11 protein-coding genes are annotated in these 18,484 nt (G+C 37.4%); 4 read left to right on the forward strand and 7 right to left on the reverse strand.

The genetic code is table 11. The features are described from left to right. The first annotated feature begins 14 nt into the window (after positions 1–14). Complete coding sequence (locus JL102_RS13720; RefSeq protein ID WP_202244990.1) at positions 15–2,474, forward strand: glycoside hydrolase family 95 protein; 2,460 nt, start codon at positions 15–17, stop codon at positions 2,472–2,474. Positions 2,475–2,559: 85 nt separating this feature from the next. Here the strand turns inward: JL102_RS13720 and JL102_RS13725 are convergent, their stop codons facing one another. The 5 genes from JL102_RS13725 to JL102_RS13745 all read right to left on the reverse strand — a co-directional run bounded on the left by JL102_RS13725 (position 2,560) and on the right by JL102_RS13745 (position 13,471). Next, positions 2,560–4,491 (reverse strand): endo-1,4-beta-xylanase, encoded by a 1,932-nt coding sequence (locus JL102_RS13725; protein ID WP_202244991.1) that lies wholly within the window; start codon positions 4,489–4,491, stop codon positions 2,560–2,562. Positions 4,492–4,588: 97 nt separating this feature from the next. Beyond that, a complete protein-coding gene (locus tag JL102_RS13730) occupies positions 4,589–5,944 on the reverse strand; it encodes a non-reducing end alpha-L-arabinofuranosidase family hydrolase (protein ID WP_202244992.1) in 1,356 nt (451 codons plus the stop codon). Positions 5,945–6,219: 275 nt separating this feature from the next. Continuing rightward, positions 6,220–7,113 carry a helix-turn-helix domain-containing protein gene (locus JL102_RS13735; protein WP_202244993.1) on the reverse strand — a complete coding sequence of 298 codons (894 nt, stop codon included), beginning with the start codon at positions 7,111–7,113 and terminating at the stop codon, positions 6,220–6,222. A gap of 42 nt (positions 7,114–7,155) precedes the next feature. Beyond that, positions 7,156–9,138, reverse strand: coding sequence for a T9SS type A sorting domain-containing protein (locus tag JL102_RS13740; protein ID WP_202244994.1), 1,983 nt, complete (start codon positions 9,136–9,138; stop codon positions 7,156–7,158). Between the two features lie 256 nt (positions 9,139–9,394). Continuing rightward, on the reverse strand, positions 9,395–13,471 hold the full coding sequence (locus JL102_RS13745; protein WP_202244995.1) for a hybrid sensor histidine kinase/response regulator transcription factor: 4,077 nt from the start codon (positions 13,469–13,471) through the stop codon (positions 9,395–9,397). Positions 13,472–13,889: 418 nt separating this feature from the next. Here JL102_RS13745 and JL102_RS13750 point away from each other — a divergent pair, with 418 nt between their 5' ends. Both JL102_RS13750 and JL102_RS13755 read left to right on the forward strand, forming a co-directional pair. Beyond that, positions 13,890–14,477, forward strand: coding sequence for a Crp/Fnr family transcriptional regulator (locus tag JL102_RS13750; RefSeq protein ID WP_237390589.1), 588 nt, complete (start codon positions 13,890–13,892; stop codon positions 14,475–14,477). Between the two features lie 54 nt (positions 14,478–14,531). Then, entirely contained in the window at positions 14,532–15,392 is an 861-nt protein-coding gene (locus JL102_RS13755; protein ID WP_202244996.1) for an SDR family oxidoreductase, read from the forward strand. Between the two features lie 102 nt (positions 15,393–15,494). Here JL102_RS13755 and JL102_RS13760 read toward each other — a convergent pair whose 3' ends face one another. Further along, a complete protein-coding gene (locus JL102_RS13760) occupies positions 15,495–16,241 on the reverse strand; it encodes a LytR/AlgR family response regulator transcription factor (RefSeq protein ID WP_202244997.1) in 747 nt (248 codons plus the stop codon). Between the two features lie 2 nt (positions 16,242–16,243). Then, entirely contained in the window at positions 16,244–17,287 is a 1,044-nt protein-coding gene (locus JL102_RS13765; RefSeq protein WP_202244998.1) for a sensor histidine kinase, read from the reverse strand. Positions 17,288–17,551: 264 nt separating this feature from the next. On the opposite strand from JL102_RS13765, the gene JL102_RS13770 reads away from it, so the two are divergent. Next, positions 17,552–18,484 (forward strand): DUF6268 family outer membrane beta-barrel protein, encoded by a 933-nt coding sequence (locus JL102_RS13770; protein ID WP_202244999.1) that lies wholly within the window; start codon positions 17,552–17,554, stop codon positions 18,482–18,484.

Here is an 18,484-nt window from a genome sequence, read left to right on the forward strand (position 1 = left end):
CAGACTCGATACTTATGAAAAAACTAGTTCTACTGTTGTTAGCACTTCCTCTATGGGCACAAGCTCAGAGTACTAAAGCCTCGCAAGACTCCCTTTTGAAACTCTGGTATCAAAACCCTGCGAATAGGTGGGAAGAAGCGCTTCCAGTGGGCAACGGCAGACTAGGAGCCATGGTGTTTGGTGACCCTGCGCATGAGGTTATTCAGCTTAATGAAAATACCGTCTATGCTGGTCAGCCCAATAGAAATGACAACCCACTGGCTAAAGAGGCATTGCCAGAGGTAAGACAATTGATCTTTGAGAAAAAATTTAAAGAGGCCGAAGCTATTATTAATGAGAAGTTTATCACTAAAAAATCTCATGGTATGCCTTATCAAGTGCTGGGTAACCTGAAGCTGAATTTTGAAAATCATGATAGCTACAAAGATTACAAACGTGAGCTAGACATCAGCAGGGCCATTACAACGAGTAGCTATGAGGCCAATGGAGTAAAGTATAAAACCGAAGTCTTTTCATCATTTCCTGATCAGGTGATTGCAATGCGTATTACAGCTGATAAAAAAGGAGCCATTAATTTCTCAGCCAACCTCGATAGACCAGCAGAAGTACAGGTAACAGCTACGTCCAACCAGGAATTAATTATGACAGGCACTACCAGTGATCACGAAGGCGTAGTAGGAGGGGTGAAGTTTACGACGATAGTTAAAATTATTACTGAAAATGGTCAGGTAAGACCTAAAAATGGCGCATTGCAGGTTTCAAATGCTGACGCAGTGACTCTATATATTTCTGCTGGTACTAACTTTATAAATTATAAAGACATTAGTGGTAACGCAGATGAAAGAGCAGTTAAACCATTGCAAGCCGCCTTAAATAAAAGTTATGATCAGATTAGAAAGGCTCATATAGCGGATTATCAAAAGTACTTTAATCGGGTAACGCTAGATTTAGGTACTACTAATGCCATTAAAAAGCCAACTGATCAGCGCATCGCGGACTTTGCAGCTGGTAATGACCCACAATTGGTGGCTTTATATTTTCAGTTTGGCAGATACCTGCTGATCTCCTCTTCGCGTACGGGTGGGCAGCCAGCCAACCTGCAGGGCATCTGGGCACACCAACTCAACCCGCCATGGGATAGTAAATATACGGTTAATATTAACACTGAAATGAATTATTGGCCCTCTGAAGTAACCAACCTTTCAGAAACCAATGAGCCACTTATAAAAATGGTGACCGAGCTATCAGAATCGGGCAGAAAGACAGCTGAGGATATGTATGGTGCTAAGGGCTGGGTATTGCATCATAACACGGATATTTGGAGAATCAATGGGCCGGTAGATGGTGCTTTCTGGGGTATGTGGCCCATGGGTGGTGCATGGTTTTCTCAGCATCTCATTTATAAATATCAATACTCTGGTGATAAGCAATATTTGAGTGCTGTTTATCCTGTGCTGAAAGGAGCTTGTGAGTTTTATCTCGATTTTCTGATAGAAGATACTGAACATCATTGGCTAGTGGTGAGTCCTTCCATATCACCGGAAAATGCTCCGGCTGCCACAGGTACTTCTATAGCTGCGGGCACCACCATGGATAACCAGTTGGTATTCGATCTTTTCACCCATACCGCGGAGGTAGCCGGGGTTTTGGATAAAGACCCTTATTTTATAAAATCTTTACAGCAAGCCATAGCTCATCTGCCTCCTATGCAAATAGGGCAGTGGGGCCAGCTTCAGGAATGGATGTATGACTGGGACCAGCAGGGTGATCATCATAGGCATGTTTCTCATTTATATGGTTTGTATCCTTCTAATCAAATATCACCTTACCATACTCCAGAGTTATTCCAGGCAGCCAAGACATCACTTCTGGCCAGAGGCGATGAGTCTACCGGATGGTCTATGGGCTGGAAAGTAAACCTGTGGGCACGTCTACTGGAGGGTGATCATGCTCTAAAGTTAATTAAGGATCAGCTTACCCCAGCCATAAAGGAAAATGTGGGTGAAAAAGGCGGCACCTACCCGAATTTGTTTGATGCCCACCCTCCATTTCAAATTGATGGCAATTTTGGCTGTACCGCAGGTATTGCAGAAATGTTAATGCAGAGCCATGATGGTGCCATACATATTTTACCTGCTCTTCCAGGTGACTGGGAGAAAGGCGGAATAAATGGCTTAAGAGCCAGAGGTGGATTTGGCCTGGACATTCATTGGGATCAGAATAAACCTAACGAGATAATTCTTAGATCAGAATTAGGTGGTAATTGTCGAATACGATCTTATTATCCTTTATCAGGAAAAGGGTTAAAGCCAGCTTCCGGTAAAAATGAAAATAATTTTTATCAAATACCTGATACAAAAGAAGCTCTAAAAGCGTCAGGTACATCCTTATTAAAACCTGATTTGAGAAAAGTGTATGAATATGATCTCAACACCTCGGCAGGAAAAACTTATATACTAAAAGGGGAGAAGTAATACGACGGGTATTCAGGTAAGCTGGGTAGGGTATAAATAATAAGGCCTCTGAAATAAATCAGAGACCTTATTAAAATGGGGGGAATTAATCTTTTAACAGTTTCCAGGAAGTAATTTCATCCTTACTGGTAAGTTTCAAGATGTAGCTTCCCGGTTTAAATGAAGAAATATCAATCGCATTATCTCCACTAATTACTGGTATAACTTTTAATACACTTCCGTTCAAGTCAACAATGGTTAGCTGACCTTTTTCTCCATCCTTATTGGCGAATTGAACATGTAGAATGTCATTGGCTGGATTAGGATATATTTTAGTTACAAGATTATCTTCTTTCACTATGTCTGAAGCCGCAGTTCTTGCAGATGCCGCGCTGGCGCCAAAGCTGATGTAACCATTGCAATGAAGCCACTCGCTGTTGCTTCCTCCGCATGAACTATTTTGATATACACCTGTATTTGTAGCTTGGTTTTCTGCCTGTAATACAGTACTGTTTACCTGAATGTAATCTACCTGAACATCTCTTCCGTCAGCATCATTATCAAATTGCACTCTAACTTCACCTGATGCTGTAGTACTAGTGGTATACGTTTGATAAGAAGTAGACAAAGTCCAGTCAGCTACTACCTGATTATTTACTAATAGGTTGATGTGCTCTGACCCTGCAGTACCTAGTGCTCTTACACTTATGCTGGTGCCACCACCGCCAGAACCACCACTATAGGTAATAGCTCCGTTACAATGTAACCATTCGCTGTAGCTACCACCACAAGCGCTGTTTTGATACACTCCGGTATTAGACTCTTGATCTTCCGATTGTCTGGTGGTGCCATTAAATTGTATGTAATCTACCTGTACATCTCTACCATCAGCATCATTATCAAATTGTACCGAAACAGTACCACTAGCATCGGTATTGGTAGTATAGTTTTGCATAGAAGTTCCAAGCGTATAAGAGCCGACAATTGTATTGTTTACTCTTACATTGATATGCTCACTACCAGCCGTTCCTCTGGCTCTAACCACGATGGTGTTAGCGCCATCACCTCCGCCATCACCACCTCCGTCGTTGTTATCAACATAATTCATTAACCACTGCATAGCAGGACGCTGACCTCCGCCCTGAGTTACTAACCAAGCTTCAGACTCCCACATAGTACCTTGAATATATCCCCAAAGAGTAACACCAGCTACATTAGGATTTTCCCAGAAGATAGGGAATTTCTGCTGATATCTTTGAAGCTGCTGGCTGTCGTTTCCACGCATATCAAGCTCAGATACATAAATAGGTAATCCGGCGTTATCTAAAATACCTAACACCTGATTCATAGTACCCGTAGAAACATTGTCCATGTTAAAAGAATGACACTGAATACCAATACCATCAATTAAGCCTCTGGCATTCAATATGTTTACTATTTGCATGTATCTATTAGCCGCATTGGGATCGCTGATGATGCCGTACTCGTTGAGTAATAGCTTACAACCGCTGGGGGCATATCTACGAGCAATTTCAAATGATGTTACTACCCAATCCCAGCCTGTTGATCCATTACCGCCAAGAGCATTTCTGTATCCTGCAGGTGCGTGAAGTGGTTCATTTACCACATCTATATAATCTGTATCAGGATATCTTGCGAAATAATCACGTATCCATTCTTCTACTTCAGCTCTCTGATCACTCTGTGATAAGTTTCCTATCCAGTTGGGAGCCTGATTTCCCCAAACTAGTGTGTGTCCTTTAAATGGCATGTTATTCCTCTTGGCAAAATTATAAGCATTGTCTAAGCCTCCCCAGTTATAATTATCTCTACTGGGCTCTGCGCTACCCCATTTTCCTGAGTTTTCTGGAGTAACCTGATTCCAGAATTGGGTGTAATTGGAAGGGGCACTACTTTGATAAATATTGCCTAAAAATTTTTGAGCCTTTATTTCATGAGAGAACATAAAGGTGAGTAGCAAACAGGCCGAAAAAAGACCTTTGAATGCTGTAATTGGGTTTGGTTTAATTGGTTTCATAAAAAAGATTTAAGTTGAAATTGATTAGTATAGAAATGAGACTGAATCAAGGTGACTTTTATACTTCAGTTCACGGATTGATCCAGTCTCAATATTTTTAATAATTACGAATCACACCAAGGTCATAAGGGATTCTATAATAATCTCCGTAATTACCGCTAGGAACACCCTGAATCAGCATTTGACAACGGTTAAGATTGTCTACCTCTAGTAATTCATTGTAACCTGCTCTTATTACTTCAATATGAGAAACCTGGTCGGTCCATCTATCTGCCAGATAGTTCAGGTCATTTCTATGTGCCCATTCTTCCGACACTTTAGTCCAGTTACCACCAAGGCTACTGGCTCTCCAAAGCTCTTGATGTCTGGCTATATCCTCTACAATCATGTAGAATTGACCATCGGCCAGATTTTTATACACGTGAGGTGCTTCAAAAGTATTGGTAGCCACCGTAGTAGGACCAGTCCAGTTATATGGAAAGTCATTAATACTGGTACTTCTTCTTTTAATACTTCTGCTACCATCTTGTGCAGAATAGAAGCAATATACTCTACTGCCGTCAGATATTACCCAAAAGTCAATACCATCCGTGAAGCCCATGGTTCTCACTGGAGACCAGCCAGAAGGGTTGCCCACATCAGTATTAGTAGAGAATGAAGCACCTACACCGCTTTGATAAATGAGGAACCATTTGCCCTTAGCTCCAAAATAAAACACCTGAGGTGCACAGAAATAGCCACCTCCATTAAGAGAGCTTAAGAAGTTATGATTAGCATTGGCAAGTCCGCCCAGGGTAGTAGCAGAAGCATAACCAGTTCTCCAATAATTATAATCTCTTCCTGTAAAGAATAGGTGATATCTGCCATCTACATACACTATGCTAGGATCTTTTACAGCGATATCATCAAAAGCACCGGCAGGGCCATCAAAGAATATTCTTGATTCTACATTCCAAGAAGGATTGGGATTTACGGCTTCGCCGCCACCGCCGCCACCACCAGAACCTGGAGCATCACCAAAGCTAATGCTACCATTACAATGAAGCCATTCACTATACGATCCACCGCAATTATCGTTTTGCCATACACCTGTGTTATAACTTCTTTCTTCTGCTTGTCTCCAATCTCCATTCACCGACAGGTAATCGATTTGTACATCTCTACCATCAGTATCATTGTCAAATTGAACTACAATATCTCCTTGTAGCTCACTAGAAAACCAATAATCTGCCATAGTGGTAGAGTTTATGGTAGTGTTTGCTACGGTTTGATTTCCTATTTTAAAATTAACATGAGCTTGACCATCGGTACTTCTGGCTCTAAGCCGATAGGGGGTAGCCGCTTTAAGTTTTAACTCGTCTTTAATTGACGGTTCTTCGAGTGTATTATCATTCTCACAGCCCATAGCTAGGAGAAGACTGCAGAACATGATAAAATAACTGTAGTTTTTCATTGGTTTAGGATTTAGGTGATTAAATAATAAATGTATGTTTTAGTATAAGCAGCTCAGATAAGGATGGAGGATGAATCCTAAGTTACCTTTATCGTGGTATCTTGACGAAGGCAACAGGCTAAAACAGCTCCTTTACTTAGGGCAGAAAGAAGCGAAATCAAATGATATGATTTGCATTTCATAAAACTGGGTTTAGGTTGAACTATTTCGAATTTAGCATCAATTAGCTCAAAAAGACTAAAGAAATGAGACTTTTTATACAACAAATGATCATCTTACAGTTTTTTGTATCGTTTGCGGGAAGCTACACGATCATATTCTTTGATATTTTTATTTTGTTCTGTTTGGTAAACAGAAGGAGAGCGACCGTATTTATCTTTAAAACATTTACTGAAATACCAAGGAGACTCGAAGCCTGTCATGTAGGCTACTTCTGAAACATTGAGACTTTTATCTTTGAGATAGGTGAGTGCTTTGGTCAACTTTACATTCTTAATAAACTGTGTGGCCGTTTCACCAGTAATCCTTTTGATGTTACGATATAACTGAGTCCTGTTCATATCCAGCTTCTTTGCTAATCGATTTACGCTTACATCTCCTGATATCATGGCTTCATTAATTAAATCAATGGTTTTATCGATGAACTTCTTATCCTCCATACTCACATTATCAGCATCATTATTTATTAGCTTGTTTTTTGCCGTCTTTTGGTCATCATTAATTATATGCTGAATTATTTGATTATGCTCTTGCAATAGGTCTATCACTTTCTCGTCTATGCAATCTTGGTTTTCTTCGCTATCTAGAAGCCTTTGGATAGAGTGAAGCAAGCTATCCAGCACAGTATAGGCCTGATTTAATTTATTTTTACTACTATCAGATAATGACCTATTGCTAATAGCCTCTTTCAGTTGATCCATTATTTCGGCCGAAGGGAGAGGAATATCATTAGAGGTTTTACTTATTGGCGTGGTCTTAGGCTGTGTGAGTTTCCTTGCATGGTTTTGCTCTATTTCACTGAGCAATTTTGTATACCCCTTGTATAACAGCAGTGGGAATATGATAAAAGCATAAAGAAAGGGGTATTGTAACAAAGCAATAGCAAATGAAAGACAGCTACATGAGAGTAATAAAGGCCTAGACAATAACAGATATTTTTTGCAATTCATGAGTAAAGTGGTTGAAAATGAGGAGGTATTTGAGCTTATATTCTAAGGTAATACCAAAAATTTTTGAGCATATTCATTATTCTCTGTTACTAATTTGAGAACATAATAGCCTTCTGGTAATTCAAAAGATATCTTCATTTCTTTCTCGCTCCATAAAGGCCGCAGTTTCACCACATCTCCCTTACTGTTATAGCAATACAACTCATAGACAACTTCTCCCTGAGGTATTCTAAGGTAAAAGTAATCTTGTGAGGGGTTAGGGTAGATATATAATTGAGTTGGACTTGGAGTTACAATAGATCCATAACATTCTGATAATCCAATTCTTAAAGATTGATTGTTCTGCTTAAGCGTCCAACCACCCGTATAGGTATATATAGTAGAAACTGCACTTGCAGCTTCTTTTAATCGAAACTTTATATCGTCACTATCATATCCTATAAAGAAGTTAGTATTGATGGTAAGGGCTGAGTCAAAATTGATGTATTTAATCATATTAGGTGTAAGATGAGAGGTTGAAATGCTTTGAGTATAAATCTCTTTTTCTGGCTGTTTACTTCCTTCCCATATATGTAAAGTGACAGTAGAGGGAGGAGAGTCTGTACTTACCATATCTATATCCAAATAGCAACCTTGAATCTGCAAAGGGCTGTTGATATAGAATTTTTCTGCCACGGGATAATTGTAAGCGGCTATAGTTGTGGTTAACTCCCTATCAGAATTATAGACAGTATCACAAAATATCGGATTAAAGCCATATGGATCGTACCCTTGCATAGCAGTGATACCTGTATTGCTCTCATCCAGCCAATGCTTTAGCTGCTGGTCAGCAACCTGATACTTATCCCAGGCCAAACTTAGTTTAGAAAAGTAATCGTCCGTAGGGCTAGAGCAGGAGGCTCTGCCTCCAGTAAGAGTTCCGGTGAGTTGGTGATCTTGATTGAAAAGACCAGCACCTGAAGAACCAGGCTCTGTAGTGCCTATTTCCCAATGATCTATTTTCCAAGCTGACTCTGAATCATAGTCATTACTATATTGGCTTGAAGATGCCGAATGGTACTCTATGGCCACCTCTTTCTTTTTTCCGTATGGATGGTGAATACATGCAGACCGTTTGGGAGGAGAGCTCGCAATAGACCAACCGGCATAATACGGAGCAATGTCTTTTGGAGGTATTTCATAAAGCCTGATAAGGCTTACATCCAGGTTCTTATTGGTTGATACGAGCGCTCCTCCACTAATGGAGTAGGAGGGTGTCTCTGTATCATCATTACAATCATTAGCTTCATAATTAAATATGAAAAGTGCTTCTGAAGCTATATTTTCATTATAAATACTGTGGTTCGAGGTGATTAAATAAGGAGTATCAGACCTGTTAGTATTACCTATGAGGGTTCCTGTACTTACCTGTCCATTAGATATAATTTTACAGACTGATCTCTTCTCCGTTTGCCATAAATCTCCGTTTTCACAGTTTATATTTTCACTGCACGTAGCCATTCTATTGGCCTGATTAAGCTTAGCAAAACCTGAATATATTTTATGAATATGAAGCGCCCCTTTATGAGGAGCCGATGCTGGCACATTAATTTCTATGATCAAAGAATCGTTAAAAATAGGAGATAAGGAAAATCTCCTATTCAGAGTCAGATTATGTTTTGCTAAAAGATTTTTATAACCAGGACCATATAAATAGATACTTGCTTCTGTGCCTAACTTGGAGGAAAAAGTAAGATAAAGAGAACTTGCTCCAGTCGATTGAATTCCTAACCTCCATATTCTTACATCGTCTACTTTTGTCCATTCTCCATCTTCTTCTGAACTGAAATCCACTTCTTCCAAATGGGCGAATGCACCTTTATCTTGCAAGCTTACATGATGAACTGATGCAGGCGTAATTGCTTTCCATGCTAATACAGGCATTGGCCTATCTAGTGAAGCGGGTATTACTCTATGAAGTTGTTGGCCGAAAACTGATAAGTAATTCCAACAATTAAATATCAATAACCAAACTAATATTTTCATAATTTTCTGAATTAGTTGACAGCCTCAATAGCATTATTCACCTCTTCAGAAGATTTTAATTATAGGTTTAGTTAAAGATAAATGTGATACTATCTATCTTCATTAATTTAGGTTGAATAGACTAAAGAGCCTATTCTAAGATATCTATTTTAGATAGCACTTATAAGCACAAAAAAAACTTAAATAGCATAATGTAACATTAGGAAAAGTAATTGTTACAAATTGAGCTACTATTTAAATGACTATTTCCGTTTATTTATTCTTCATTTTTTCGTGTTTGAATATATGCGGATGGAGATACTCCGTACAGGTCTTTAAAACTGGTTGAAAATTTGGAAGGACTTGAAAAACCAGTAGCATAAGCCACCTCCGAAACATTAATATTTTTAGTATTCAAAAGTTCTGAGGCCTGTTTTAATCTTACATTACGCACAAACTCTCGTACAGATTGGTTGGTTATTTCTTTGATCTTCCTGTATAAGTGTACACGACTGATGCCCACTTCAGCAGCAATCATTTCAACATTCAAATTAGGGTTATCCAGATTATTATTGATGGCGTTCATCACCTTTTGCATTAATTTTTCATCAGGAGAATGGAGAACCACGTTTTCTAGTTTATCCCCTTGAAGCTGCATCCCACTAAAATTATTCTTAAGAAGTTCTCTGTTTTTTAAGATACTTTCGGCTGTCTTTTTCAATATTTCCATGTTAAAAGGCTTTGAAATATATACATCAGCTCCAATACCGAGACCTTCAAGGTTATCTTTTACATGAGACTTAGCCGTAAGCAGAATAACAGGTATATGATTAGTGTTTATATTTTGCTTTACTTTTTTGCAAAAAGTGATTCCATCCATTTCATCCATAACCACATCACTAATAATCAGGTCTGGTTTTTCAGTTAAAGTAATGTTTAGAGCCTCTTTACCGTTAGAACAGTTTTTGATGTGATATTCAGAGGCCAATTCATCACATACATACCGTCTAAATTCATCGTTATCATCAACTACCAGAACTCTCTTTTTTGTTTTAGGCTTTACCTTACCCTCAGGATTTAAATCTGGAGGAAGAGGAGGAGCAGGGTTCTCTGGTTGTGTAGTAACTTTCTCTTCCCTTCTATTATCTTCAATGATTTGTTGAGGGAGTAGATGGCCATTACCGGTTGGTAAAGTGATGGTAAATCGGCATCCAATATGATTAGCATTATTCTCTGCAATAATAGATCCGTGGTGCAATTCCACTATTTTCTTTGTTAAATGAAGACCTATCCCTGTACCGGTAGAGAGGTGGTTATTGGTGCCTTGATAAAAACGGTCAAATATTTTTACAGTTTCAGATTCTGCCAAACCGATGCCTGTATCATAACAGATAATTTTAAGATATTCTTTATCATCATTTTTTTCTAATGATAGAAATATTGTTATCTCTCCATTATCCGGGGTAAACTTAATGGCATTAGAAAGTAGGTTGTGCATAATCTTATCAAAGAATCTCTGGTCTATCCACAAAGAGGGGAGATCATGATTGCTCTTCACCTGAAAACTAATGTGCTTGGCGTGAATCTGTTCCTCAAATATCTCACTAGTAGAACGTATAAAGTTTGAGATATCAGTCTTTTGGAAAAGCAAAGAGATTTTTCCTTGGTCTATTTTCCATAGATCCATGAGCTGATTGATGAGATAAGAAATGATTTCAGTATTTCTTCTTATAACAGAATAAGTTTTTTGCCTGGAAGTCTCAGAATCAGTAGCGATAAGCTTCTTTAAAGGATTAATAATTAAAGAAATAGGTGTTTTAATTTCATGTGCTATATCAGATACAAACTCCAGCTTAGCCTTATTAATTTTTTCCACATATAGGTGATCCTGTATCTCCTTTCTATTCCGGTACCATTGTCTTATATAGTAAGTCAGCAATGAAATGATGCCAACCGCAACTAAGACATATATTACTTTTGCCCATAAAGAAAAATACCAAAGCGGATGAATAGTAATGGAGATTTTCTTTTCGGGAGAGTAAATATTAAAATCCTTCGCTTTAACCCTGAATTGGTAAGTGCCTGGGTCTAAATCATTAAAAGTAACATTATTTATACCTTGTTGTAAGCTAATCCACTCACCGTTATTGAGCGAATACTGGTAACTTATTCTTTCAGGATTAATGAACTCCATAGCGGAGAATTCAATAGTGAATGAGTTATCTTTCACCGCTATATCAAGGTGCTCAGCCTGCATTATGGACGTGTCTACTATATTATATCCTCCAGACATCATTCCTTTCTTTATGGGAGTATCATGAATGTAAAAGTCTGTAATAGTTACTGCTATTTCTTTAGAGGCATACTTTATTTTATTGGGCTCAAAATAAGTGATTCCGTTTATGCCTCCAAAGATCAAAGTGCCATTGCTATCTTTGAAACTACACCTGGGGCTAAATTCATTCCCTTGCAAGCCATCGTTATAGTTATACTTAACAAAAGTAGTGTCTTGCCGATTCAGCTCGGTTATACCATGGTTCGTACTAATCCATAGATTGTTATAATTGTCCTTTTCTATAGCACATACAATATTACCAGATAAGCCTTCTTTTTGCGTATAATTTTTGATGTAGTTTTCCTCCAATCCTATATGAAAAAGACCCTGAGACGTTCCTATCCACAACTCATCGGTATTTATTTGAAATAAGCATTGTATATTCTGACGAGCCAGCTCTGGGTATAAGTCATTCAGAGAGTAAAAAGTCTTAGATTCTAAATCCAGACGACTCACTCCATCTGTAGTGCCTATATATAAATCATCAGTAGAAGAATAAAGCAAACAGGTTATCCATGAATTATGCAAGAAGTTAGTAGCATCATTAGGGTGCCATGGGTTGTCAGGCTTGCCGTAGTTCATAACTTTTCCGGTTTCCAAATTCATAGAATACAGACCAAACCCCAAAGTACCTATCCAAACATTCTTATTATTATCTTCAGCGATATCAAACACCCTTTGAATTGGACTCTTATTTTCATCCAGAATATGAGATACATGAGAAAAAGATTGAGAATTACGATCAAATCTATAGAGGCCTGTAAGGAACGAGCCTAACCAAAGTGTATTCTGGCTATCTTCAAACATAGTTAGAATAGTATTGGGAGTAGAGTTTACTTTTCCATTACCCTGGTAATGCTTCACCTGCTCTCCAAATTGCTTTATGGCGTATAATCCATCACTATCTGTTCCTACCCATAAAACATCCTGACTATCTTTGTACAATGACATGATGTAATTTGAACCGATAATGTTTTTATTAACAGATTGATAACCAATGTATTGAAAGTTATTCCCGTTAGAAGGAATAACCGCTACTCCTTTTTGAAAAAGCCCCAGCCATATACTATTATCTCTATCAACTATAATAGTGTGAATTTTTGCCTTCGAAAAATCAAAATTAAATACCTGGAAATTAAGATCACTGATTTCATCATTGGCAGGGTCATAGGCTTTCATTCCCTGTCCATCTGTACCTATTAAAATCTGATCCTGATGAAACATCAAGGCTTTAACGGGAGGAGGGGATACCGCTTTATGTTTAATAATATCAAATCTATTTTGATCTTTATTATACTTTAATAGCCCTTGACTCAAACTTCCTACATATATATTTCCTAAATCATCTTCGCAGATACTATTTACATTAATACCTATGTTTTCCTTAGGGTTAAAGTATTGATTAATTTTGCCGTTTCTTCTGAGACAAAAAATGCCTTTATCCTGGGTAGTAACCCAAAGGTTTCCTCTTTTATCTTCATGCAGAGAGCTGGTGAAAAAGCTAGGTATTAAATCCAGCTGCTGCCTGGCCACAAGCCGACCCTTTTCATTGTAAATTTTAAATAGTCCATGGCCTGAGGTTCCCACCAAAAGAGATCCGTCTTTCCTTTCTAGCATACACAGAACATGCGCCGCGAATACTTCCTCATGGGCAAGTATTAAAGGTATTTCTGTAAAAGAATCTGTGGAGCGGTTATAGATCTGCAGACCGTTAAAAAATCCAAAATACAGGTTTTTCTTACTGTCTTCATAAGCAGTACGTACATAAGTATTCAGTATGCCATCTTGCTCATTGTAATGAGTGAATTTGGCCCCATCATATTTGGTAATACCATTGTCATTTGCAATCCATATAATTCCTTTATGATCCTGTAGTATATCCTCTATCAAACTGCTGGATAATTCACGATCAGAAGAAAAAAGTCGGGCCTTTTGCCCTATGCATCGAATTGCAAACGATTGAAGAAAAAGCAAAATTAATAGACAACATTTTCCTTTTAATAGGTAGTTATTTTGCATTTAGTTTAGGTTGACGCTTTGAATTTAATTAAATCTATAAAAAATAACAGTCATGATCATATTATAATTCTTGACTACAAATAAATGTGATATGAATTTGGAGATATAAATAATTCATAATAAGATTTTTAGAGGTTATTCTATTTAACAATATAAAAAACTATAATTTTTAGTCTAAATAAACATAATCTATTTGCTGCTAAGGTTTTAGCTGAAGCCTGATTACATATGCGGTTATAGTCACCAGCACTATCAATTTTCTGCATTGAGGGTGCGCATTTCTTATGTACCGAATTCTACTCATTGAAAATGTTTCAAAGAGAAAATAAAGTAATATAATCGTCTTACCTTTGAAAACATAGCTTACCGCAAATCATTCATTATAACATTAACTTGCTTATTTTACCGTTTTTAAATTATGAAAATGGACATTTTTTATAATAGCCTTAAAGCATATCTTCCACTCACAGAAGAAGACAAAAAGATTTTAAAAGAAATAGTTCAGGTTCGTGAGATCAATAAGAATGAAATCTTTTTTGAAGAAGGTCATATTTCAGATGAAATTTACTACGTACTCGAGGGCTGTGTAAGGCTGTTTTACAACGTTGATGTGGTAGACAAGACTGCCTTTTTTTATACAGAAGGTCAATTTATTTGCGCAGGAGAGAGCTACACTTATAATATTGAGGCTAGGGAAAATTATCAAGCTATTGAGCCTTCTAAAATACTGGTTTTCGGAAAAAATGAAATTGAATACCTACTCAACAAGTCTCCTAAATTTGAGCTTATTGCTCGCGTGGCTGTAGAAAATGAGCTAATTACAAGTCAGAAAGTGATAGCTTCTTTTGTTACAAAATCACCAGAAGAGCGATATGTAGATTTATTAGATACACACTCCGATTTATTCTTAAGGGTACCTCAGCGCTACATTGCTTCATTTCTTGGGGTATCTCCAGAAACTTTAAGCAGAATAAAAGCCAGAGTATATAAGAAATTGAAATCTTGACGATCGTCAACGACTCCTGAATACCCACAGGCCTATGTTTGTCAAAAAAAGTTAATGATACAAAAAAGGGTTTTAGTAGCAGGAGCTACAGGTTATTTAGGAGGCTATGTGGTTAAGGAGCTTAAAAAGAGAGGCTATTGGGTTAGAGTCTTAATAAGGAAGCCATCTCAAAAGCAAGTGTTCCAATCAGTAGATGAGTTTTTTATTGGTGAAATAGTAAAACCAGAAACCATTGTAGGAATAACTGAAAATATAGATTGGGTTTTCTCATCAATAGGGATTACTAGGCAAAAAGATGGACTCACCTATCAAGATGTTGATTACCAAGGAAACCTCAATTTACTAAAAGAGGCTTTAAAAACGGGAGTGGAAGTTTTTCAATATATCTCTGCTATCAATGGAGACCGACTTCGCCATTTGAAAATTTTTGAAGCCAAGGAAAAGTTCGTAGATGAGTTAAAAAGCTCAAGTCTAAACTATTCCATTGTTAGACCAAATGGTTTTTTTTCTGATATGGAAGACTTTTTAAAGATGGCCAAAGAAGGACGTATGTTTCTGTTTGGTGATGGCACACTAGCATTGAACCCCATTCATGGTGAGGATTTAGCAAAAGTATGTGTAGATAATATGGAGAATAAAGTGATGGAAGAGACCGTGGGCGGACCAGAGATTTTTAGTCATAATGAATTAGCTACGCTAGCTCTAAAAGCTTGGAAAAAACCGGTTAAAATCATGTATTTGAGTGACTGTATACGAAAGGCCATTATCTTCTTACTTAGAACTTTTACTTCTTCTAAAACTTACGGACCAATAGAATTTTTCTTAACTATAATGGGAATGGATAACATTGCCACTCCTTATGGAAACCATAGACTTGCTGATTTTTTCTATGACAGAGTACATGGTAAGGAGTGATTTTTTCTGCTTTAATGCGATGGTATTTCAAGAATTTAGGAGAGGAAGTAAAGTTGTTTTAGTAGCCGGGGTGTCCGGCTCTTCCTTACTATAGAGATTTTTTCATTTGCCTAATAAATTTCTGTATACTATAGATTCCATCAATTCCTTTTTGCGATTACGAGCTATCGGCAACTGACAATTGTTAATGACTACGTGGCCGGCCGTGATGGAATGTATATGATTCAGATTGACCAAATATGATCGATGGATTCTAAAAAACAGGTCACTTGACAGTAATTCCTCCATAGATTGCATGGTTTGATGTGCAATAAAGCTCTTGTTACTGGTGATTACTTTTACATAATTTTCCATAGCCTCAATGTAACAAATTTCTTTCATGTCTACTTTAACGAAGCCATCATTTTGTTTTACAAACACATAAGGTTGGTTACTGAGTTTATTTTCAGTAGACGGAGTATTCTTTAAATTAAATAGATCTTTGGCTTTTAACGCAGCCTGATAAAAACGTTTAAAAGAAATAGGCTTTAATAAGTAATCTACCACCTGCAAACGGTAGCTTTCTACAGCATACTCAGAATAGGCCGTAGTGAGTATAGTTAAAGGAGGAGTATCTAAAGTTTCTAACATATCCATGCCGGACAGATACGGCATATTTACATCTAAAAAAAGCAGGTCAATGGGATTGTTTTTAATAAATGCAATGGCTTCCATAGCAGAACTACAAGTGGCCGTAACACTCAAAAAATCTGTTCCCTCAATTAAATCAACTATACCATCTCTGGCAATAGGCTCATCATCTACTACAAGGCAATGTAAAGGCCGAATGGAGTCTTTAGTTACTATCATAATTATAGATTAATACATAGTGTTACCTTATAAATAGCCTCGGTATTTTTAACTGCTAGTTCATACCTATCAGGATAAAGTATATTCAGTCGTTTCTTTACATTTTCTAGTCCTATGCCAGAAACATTCATTCTAGACGTAAAATTGGCTTTGCTATTCTCTACATTTAACGTGAGTTCATCTCTCTTCTGAGAGACATCTATATGCACAAACCCTACCTGAGAAGGAAGTCTGGCGACATGCTTAAAGGCATTTTCTACAAAAGGAATAAGTAAAAGAGGGCTGATCACCTTTTCAGGATTTTCTATATGCCAAGAACAATTTACCTCCAGCTCATGGCTCCACCTTTTTTTCTCCACTTCCACCACATCCTTAAGGTAGTTAATCTCTTTACCCAGTGGTACCTTTTCAAGGTTACACTCGTAGAGTTGATAGCGCAATACATCTGAATATTTCAATAATAACTCATCTGCCAGAGCCACATCCTTTTTAAGCAGAATATGAATGTGATTGAGTACATTGAACATCACATGAGGATTAATTTGATCTCTCAGTAGGTAAAGCTGATCCTCTAAGTGAGTTTGCCGTAACCTCGCCTGTTCTTGAAGAACGTAATAATGCTCTTTAAAGAAACGAGTTGCACAGAATACAATATTAGGCACAAAGGCAGGCAATATATTTCCTAAAAAATCGATGTAAAAAGGCCTATCGATTCCCATGAACATAGTAGAGGCAGGGAACACCTCATTGTTTTCCAGTTTTACAAAACCTTTGATAAGTATAGTGTATAAAAACGACAATAAAAGGGTAAACAATATGAATTGGACTATAAAAAAAGCAAACTCCTTCTTTTCAATGGCTTTAGGTAATACTACTCCACTAACATAGGTAGTGAGAGGATAGGTAATCATGAGTACTGCTATAACAAATAGCAGTGCTTCTAAAGGAGCGCTAACATGTAAAAACTGGGTATAGATCATTAACGCAAAAACAATCCACATGCCCACAATGAATAATTGGTAATATTTCAAAACTGAATTTTTCATGCTCGCTAAAAATTGACCTGATCAGCGCTATTATCAATTAGTTTAATGAAAAAATGAATATGATCAGCTCCTCTTAAAAAAGTGTGATTTGTACCATCAAAGGTACCTTATCTCCTCATATTATTTCTATTCAGCGTTTGTTTTTGGTGGACAGTTTATAACATGCCGTCAATGCTTTTCTACCATTGACCAAATAAGATTTTTGCCCCTCTTATTTCAACAGATATTTACCTCCGAATTAAAACAATATGAACATTAAAAAACATGAAAGCAGTAGTTTATAAGCTATTATTTTTAGCTGGTATCATAACCTTTGAGGCAAAGGCGCAAGTGAACCTAAAGACAGAATATTTTGGTAAATCTTCTTATATAGAAGAGGTCAATGATAGCGAAGTTCCCAAAAAGGTGGGAGAAGGTAAAGGCTATACCATGGTATACAGTGGAGACCTCACTATACCTTTTTACCAACAATTAGACACTAACAGCTTACCAATCAGCTATGGTGTAAGTATAAGTGGTGCATACGCATCCTTAGATCATAAACTCAAAGATACAGCCACACCAGCTGCTCTTGAAAAAGAAATACTGAATGTGCAAGCTGGTTTTTATTACTTAAAACCCCTGAGTGAAAAATGGTCTTTATTGGCTACGGCTGGTGGCGGTGTGTTTTCCCCATCAGCAAAGCCTTCTGAAATTTCTAACAAGCAGGTTATTGGTAGTATTAGCACTACATTCATAAGGCATATAAAGCCTAACCTAGACCTTGGGATAGGCCTGTCAGTGAATAATATCTTCAAACATGTAATGGCTTTGCCATCCGTTTATCTCGACTGGAACATAGAGAAAAAGATAAAGGTGAACGCTGCCATAGGAGAAGGAGTGAAGCTACAGGTTGGCTATAATTTCAGTGATTATTTCAGCACCTCATTACTGGCAGAGTTGAATGGTCAAATTGCTTTTGTCAATAAAAATGGGGAAGACAAAATATTCTACCATCAATATATTATCACCGGTATACATCCAGAGATCAACATCCCTAAATTGGCCTTATCAATTCCCTTCACTCTCGGTATAAGTGCCTACAGACCCGTTTTTTACAGCGACAGATCATTAAAATCGCTGTTTTCTACAGATCATGACTATTACTATTTCAACACCTCATTATATGCATCTATTGGTATCAGCTATAACTTTTAA

Origin of the sequence: Fulvivirga sediminis (genome assembly GCF_016757215.1) — a bacterium.
GTDB classification, from domain to species: domain Bacteria; phylum Bacteroidota; class Bacteroidia; order Cytophagales; family Cyclobacteriaceae; genus Fulvivirga; species Fulvivirga sediminis.

Bases quoted from the DNA above. Each gene is read 5' to 3' on its own strand.
- JL102_RS13720 (WP_202244990.1), top strand. From the start codon at position 15: ATGAAAAAACTAGTTCTACTGTTGTTAGCACTTCCTCTATGGGCACAA.
- JL102_RS13725 (WP_202244991.1), bottom strand. From the start codon at position 4,491: ATGAAACCAATTAAACCAAACCCAATTACAGCATTCAAAGGTCTTTTT.
- JL102_RS13730 (WP_202244992.1), bottom strand. From the start codon at position 5,944: ATGAAAAACTACAGTTATTTTATCATGTTCTGCAGTCTTCTCCTAGCT.
- JL102_RS13735 (WP_202244993.1), bottom strand. From the start codon at position 7,113: ATGAATTGCAAAAAATATCTGTTATTGTCTAGGCCTTTATTACTCTCA.
- JL102_RS13740 (WP_202244994.1), bottom strand. From the start codon at position 9,138: ATGAAAATATTAGTTTGGTTATTGATATTTAATTGTTGGAATTACTTA.
- JL102_RS13745 (WP_202244995.1), bottom strand. From the start codon at position 13,471: ATGCAAAATAACTACCTATTAAAAGGAAAATGTTGTCTATTAATTTTG.
- JL102_RS13750 (WP_237390589.1), top strand. From the start codon at position 13,890: ATGAAAATGGACATTTTTTATAATAGCCTTAAAGCATATCTTCCACTC.
- JL102_RS13755 (WP_202244996.1), top strand. From the start codon at position 14,532: ATGATACAAAAAAGGGTTTTAGTAGCAGGAGCTACAGGTTATTTAGGA.
- JL102_RS13760 (WP_202244997.1), bottom strand. From the start codon at position 16,241: ATGATAGTAACTAAAGACTCCATTCGGCCTTTACATTGCCTTGTAGTA.
- JL102_RS13765 (WP_202244998.1), bottom strand. From the start codon at position 17,287: ATGAAAAATTCAGTTTTGAAATATTACCAATTATTCATTGTGGGCATG.
- JL102_RS13770 (WP_202244999.1), top strand. From the start codon at position 17,552: ATGAAAGCAGTAGTTTATAAGCTATTATTTTTAGCTGGTATCATAACC.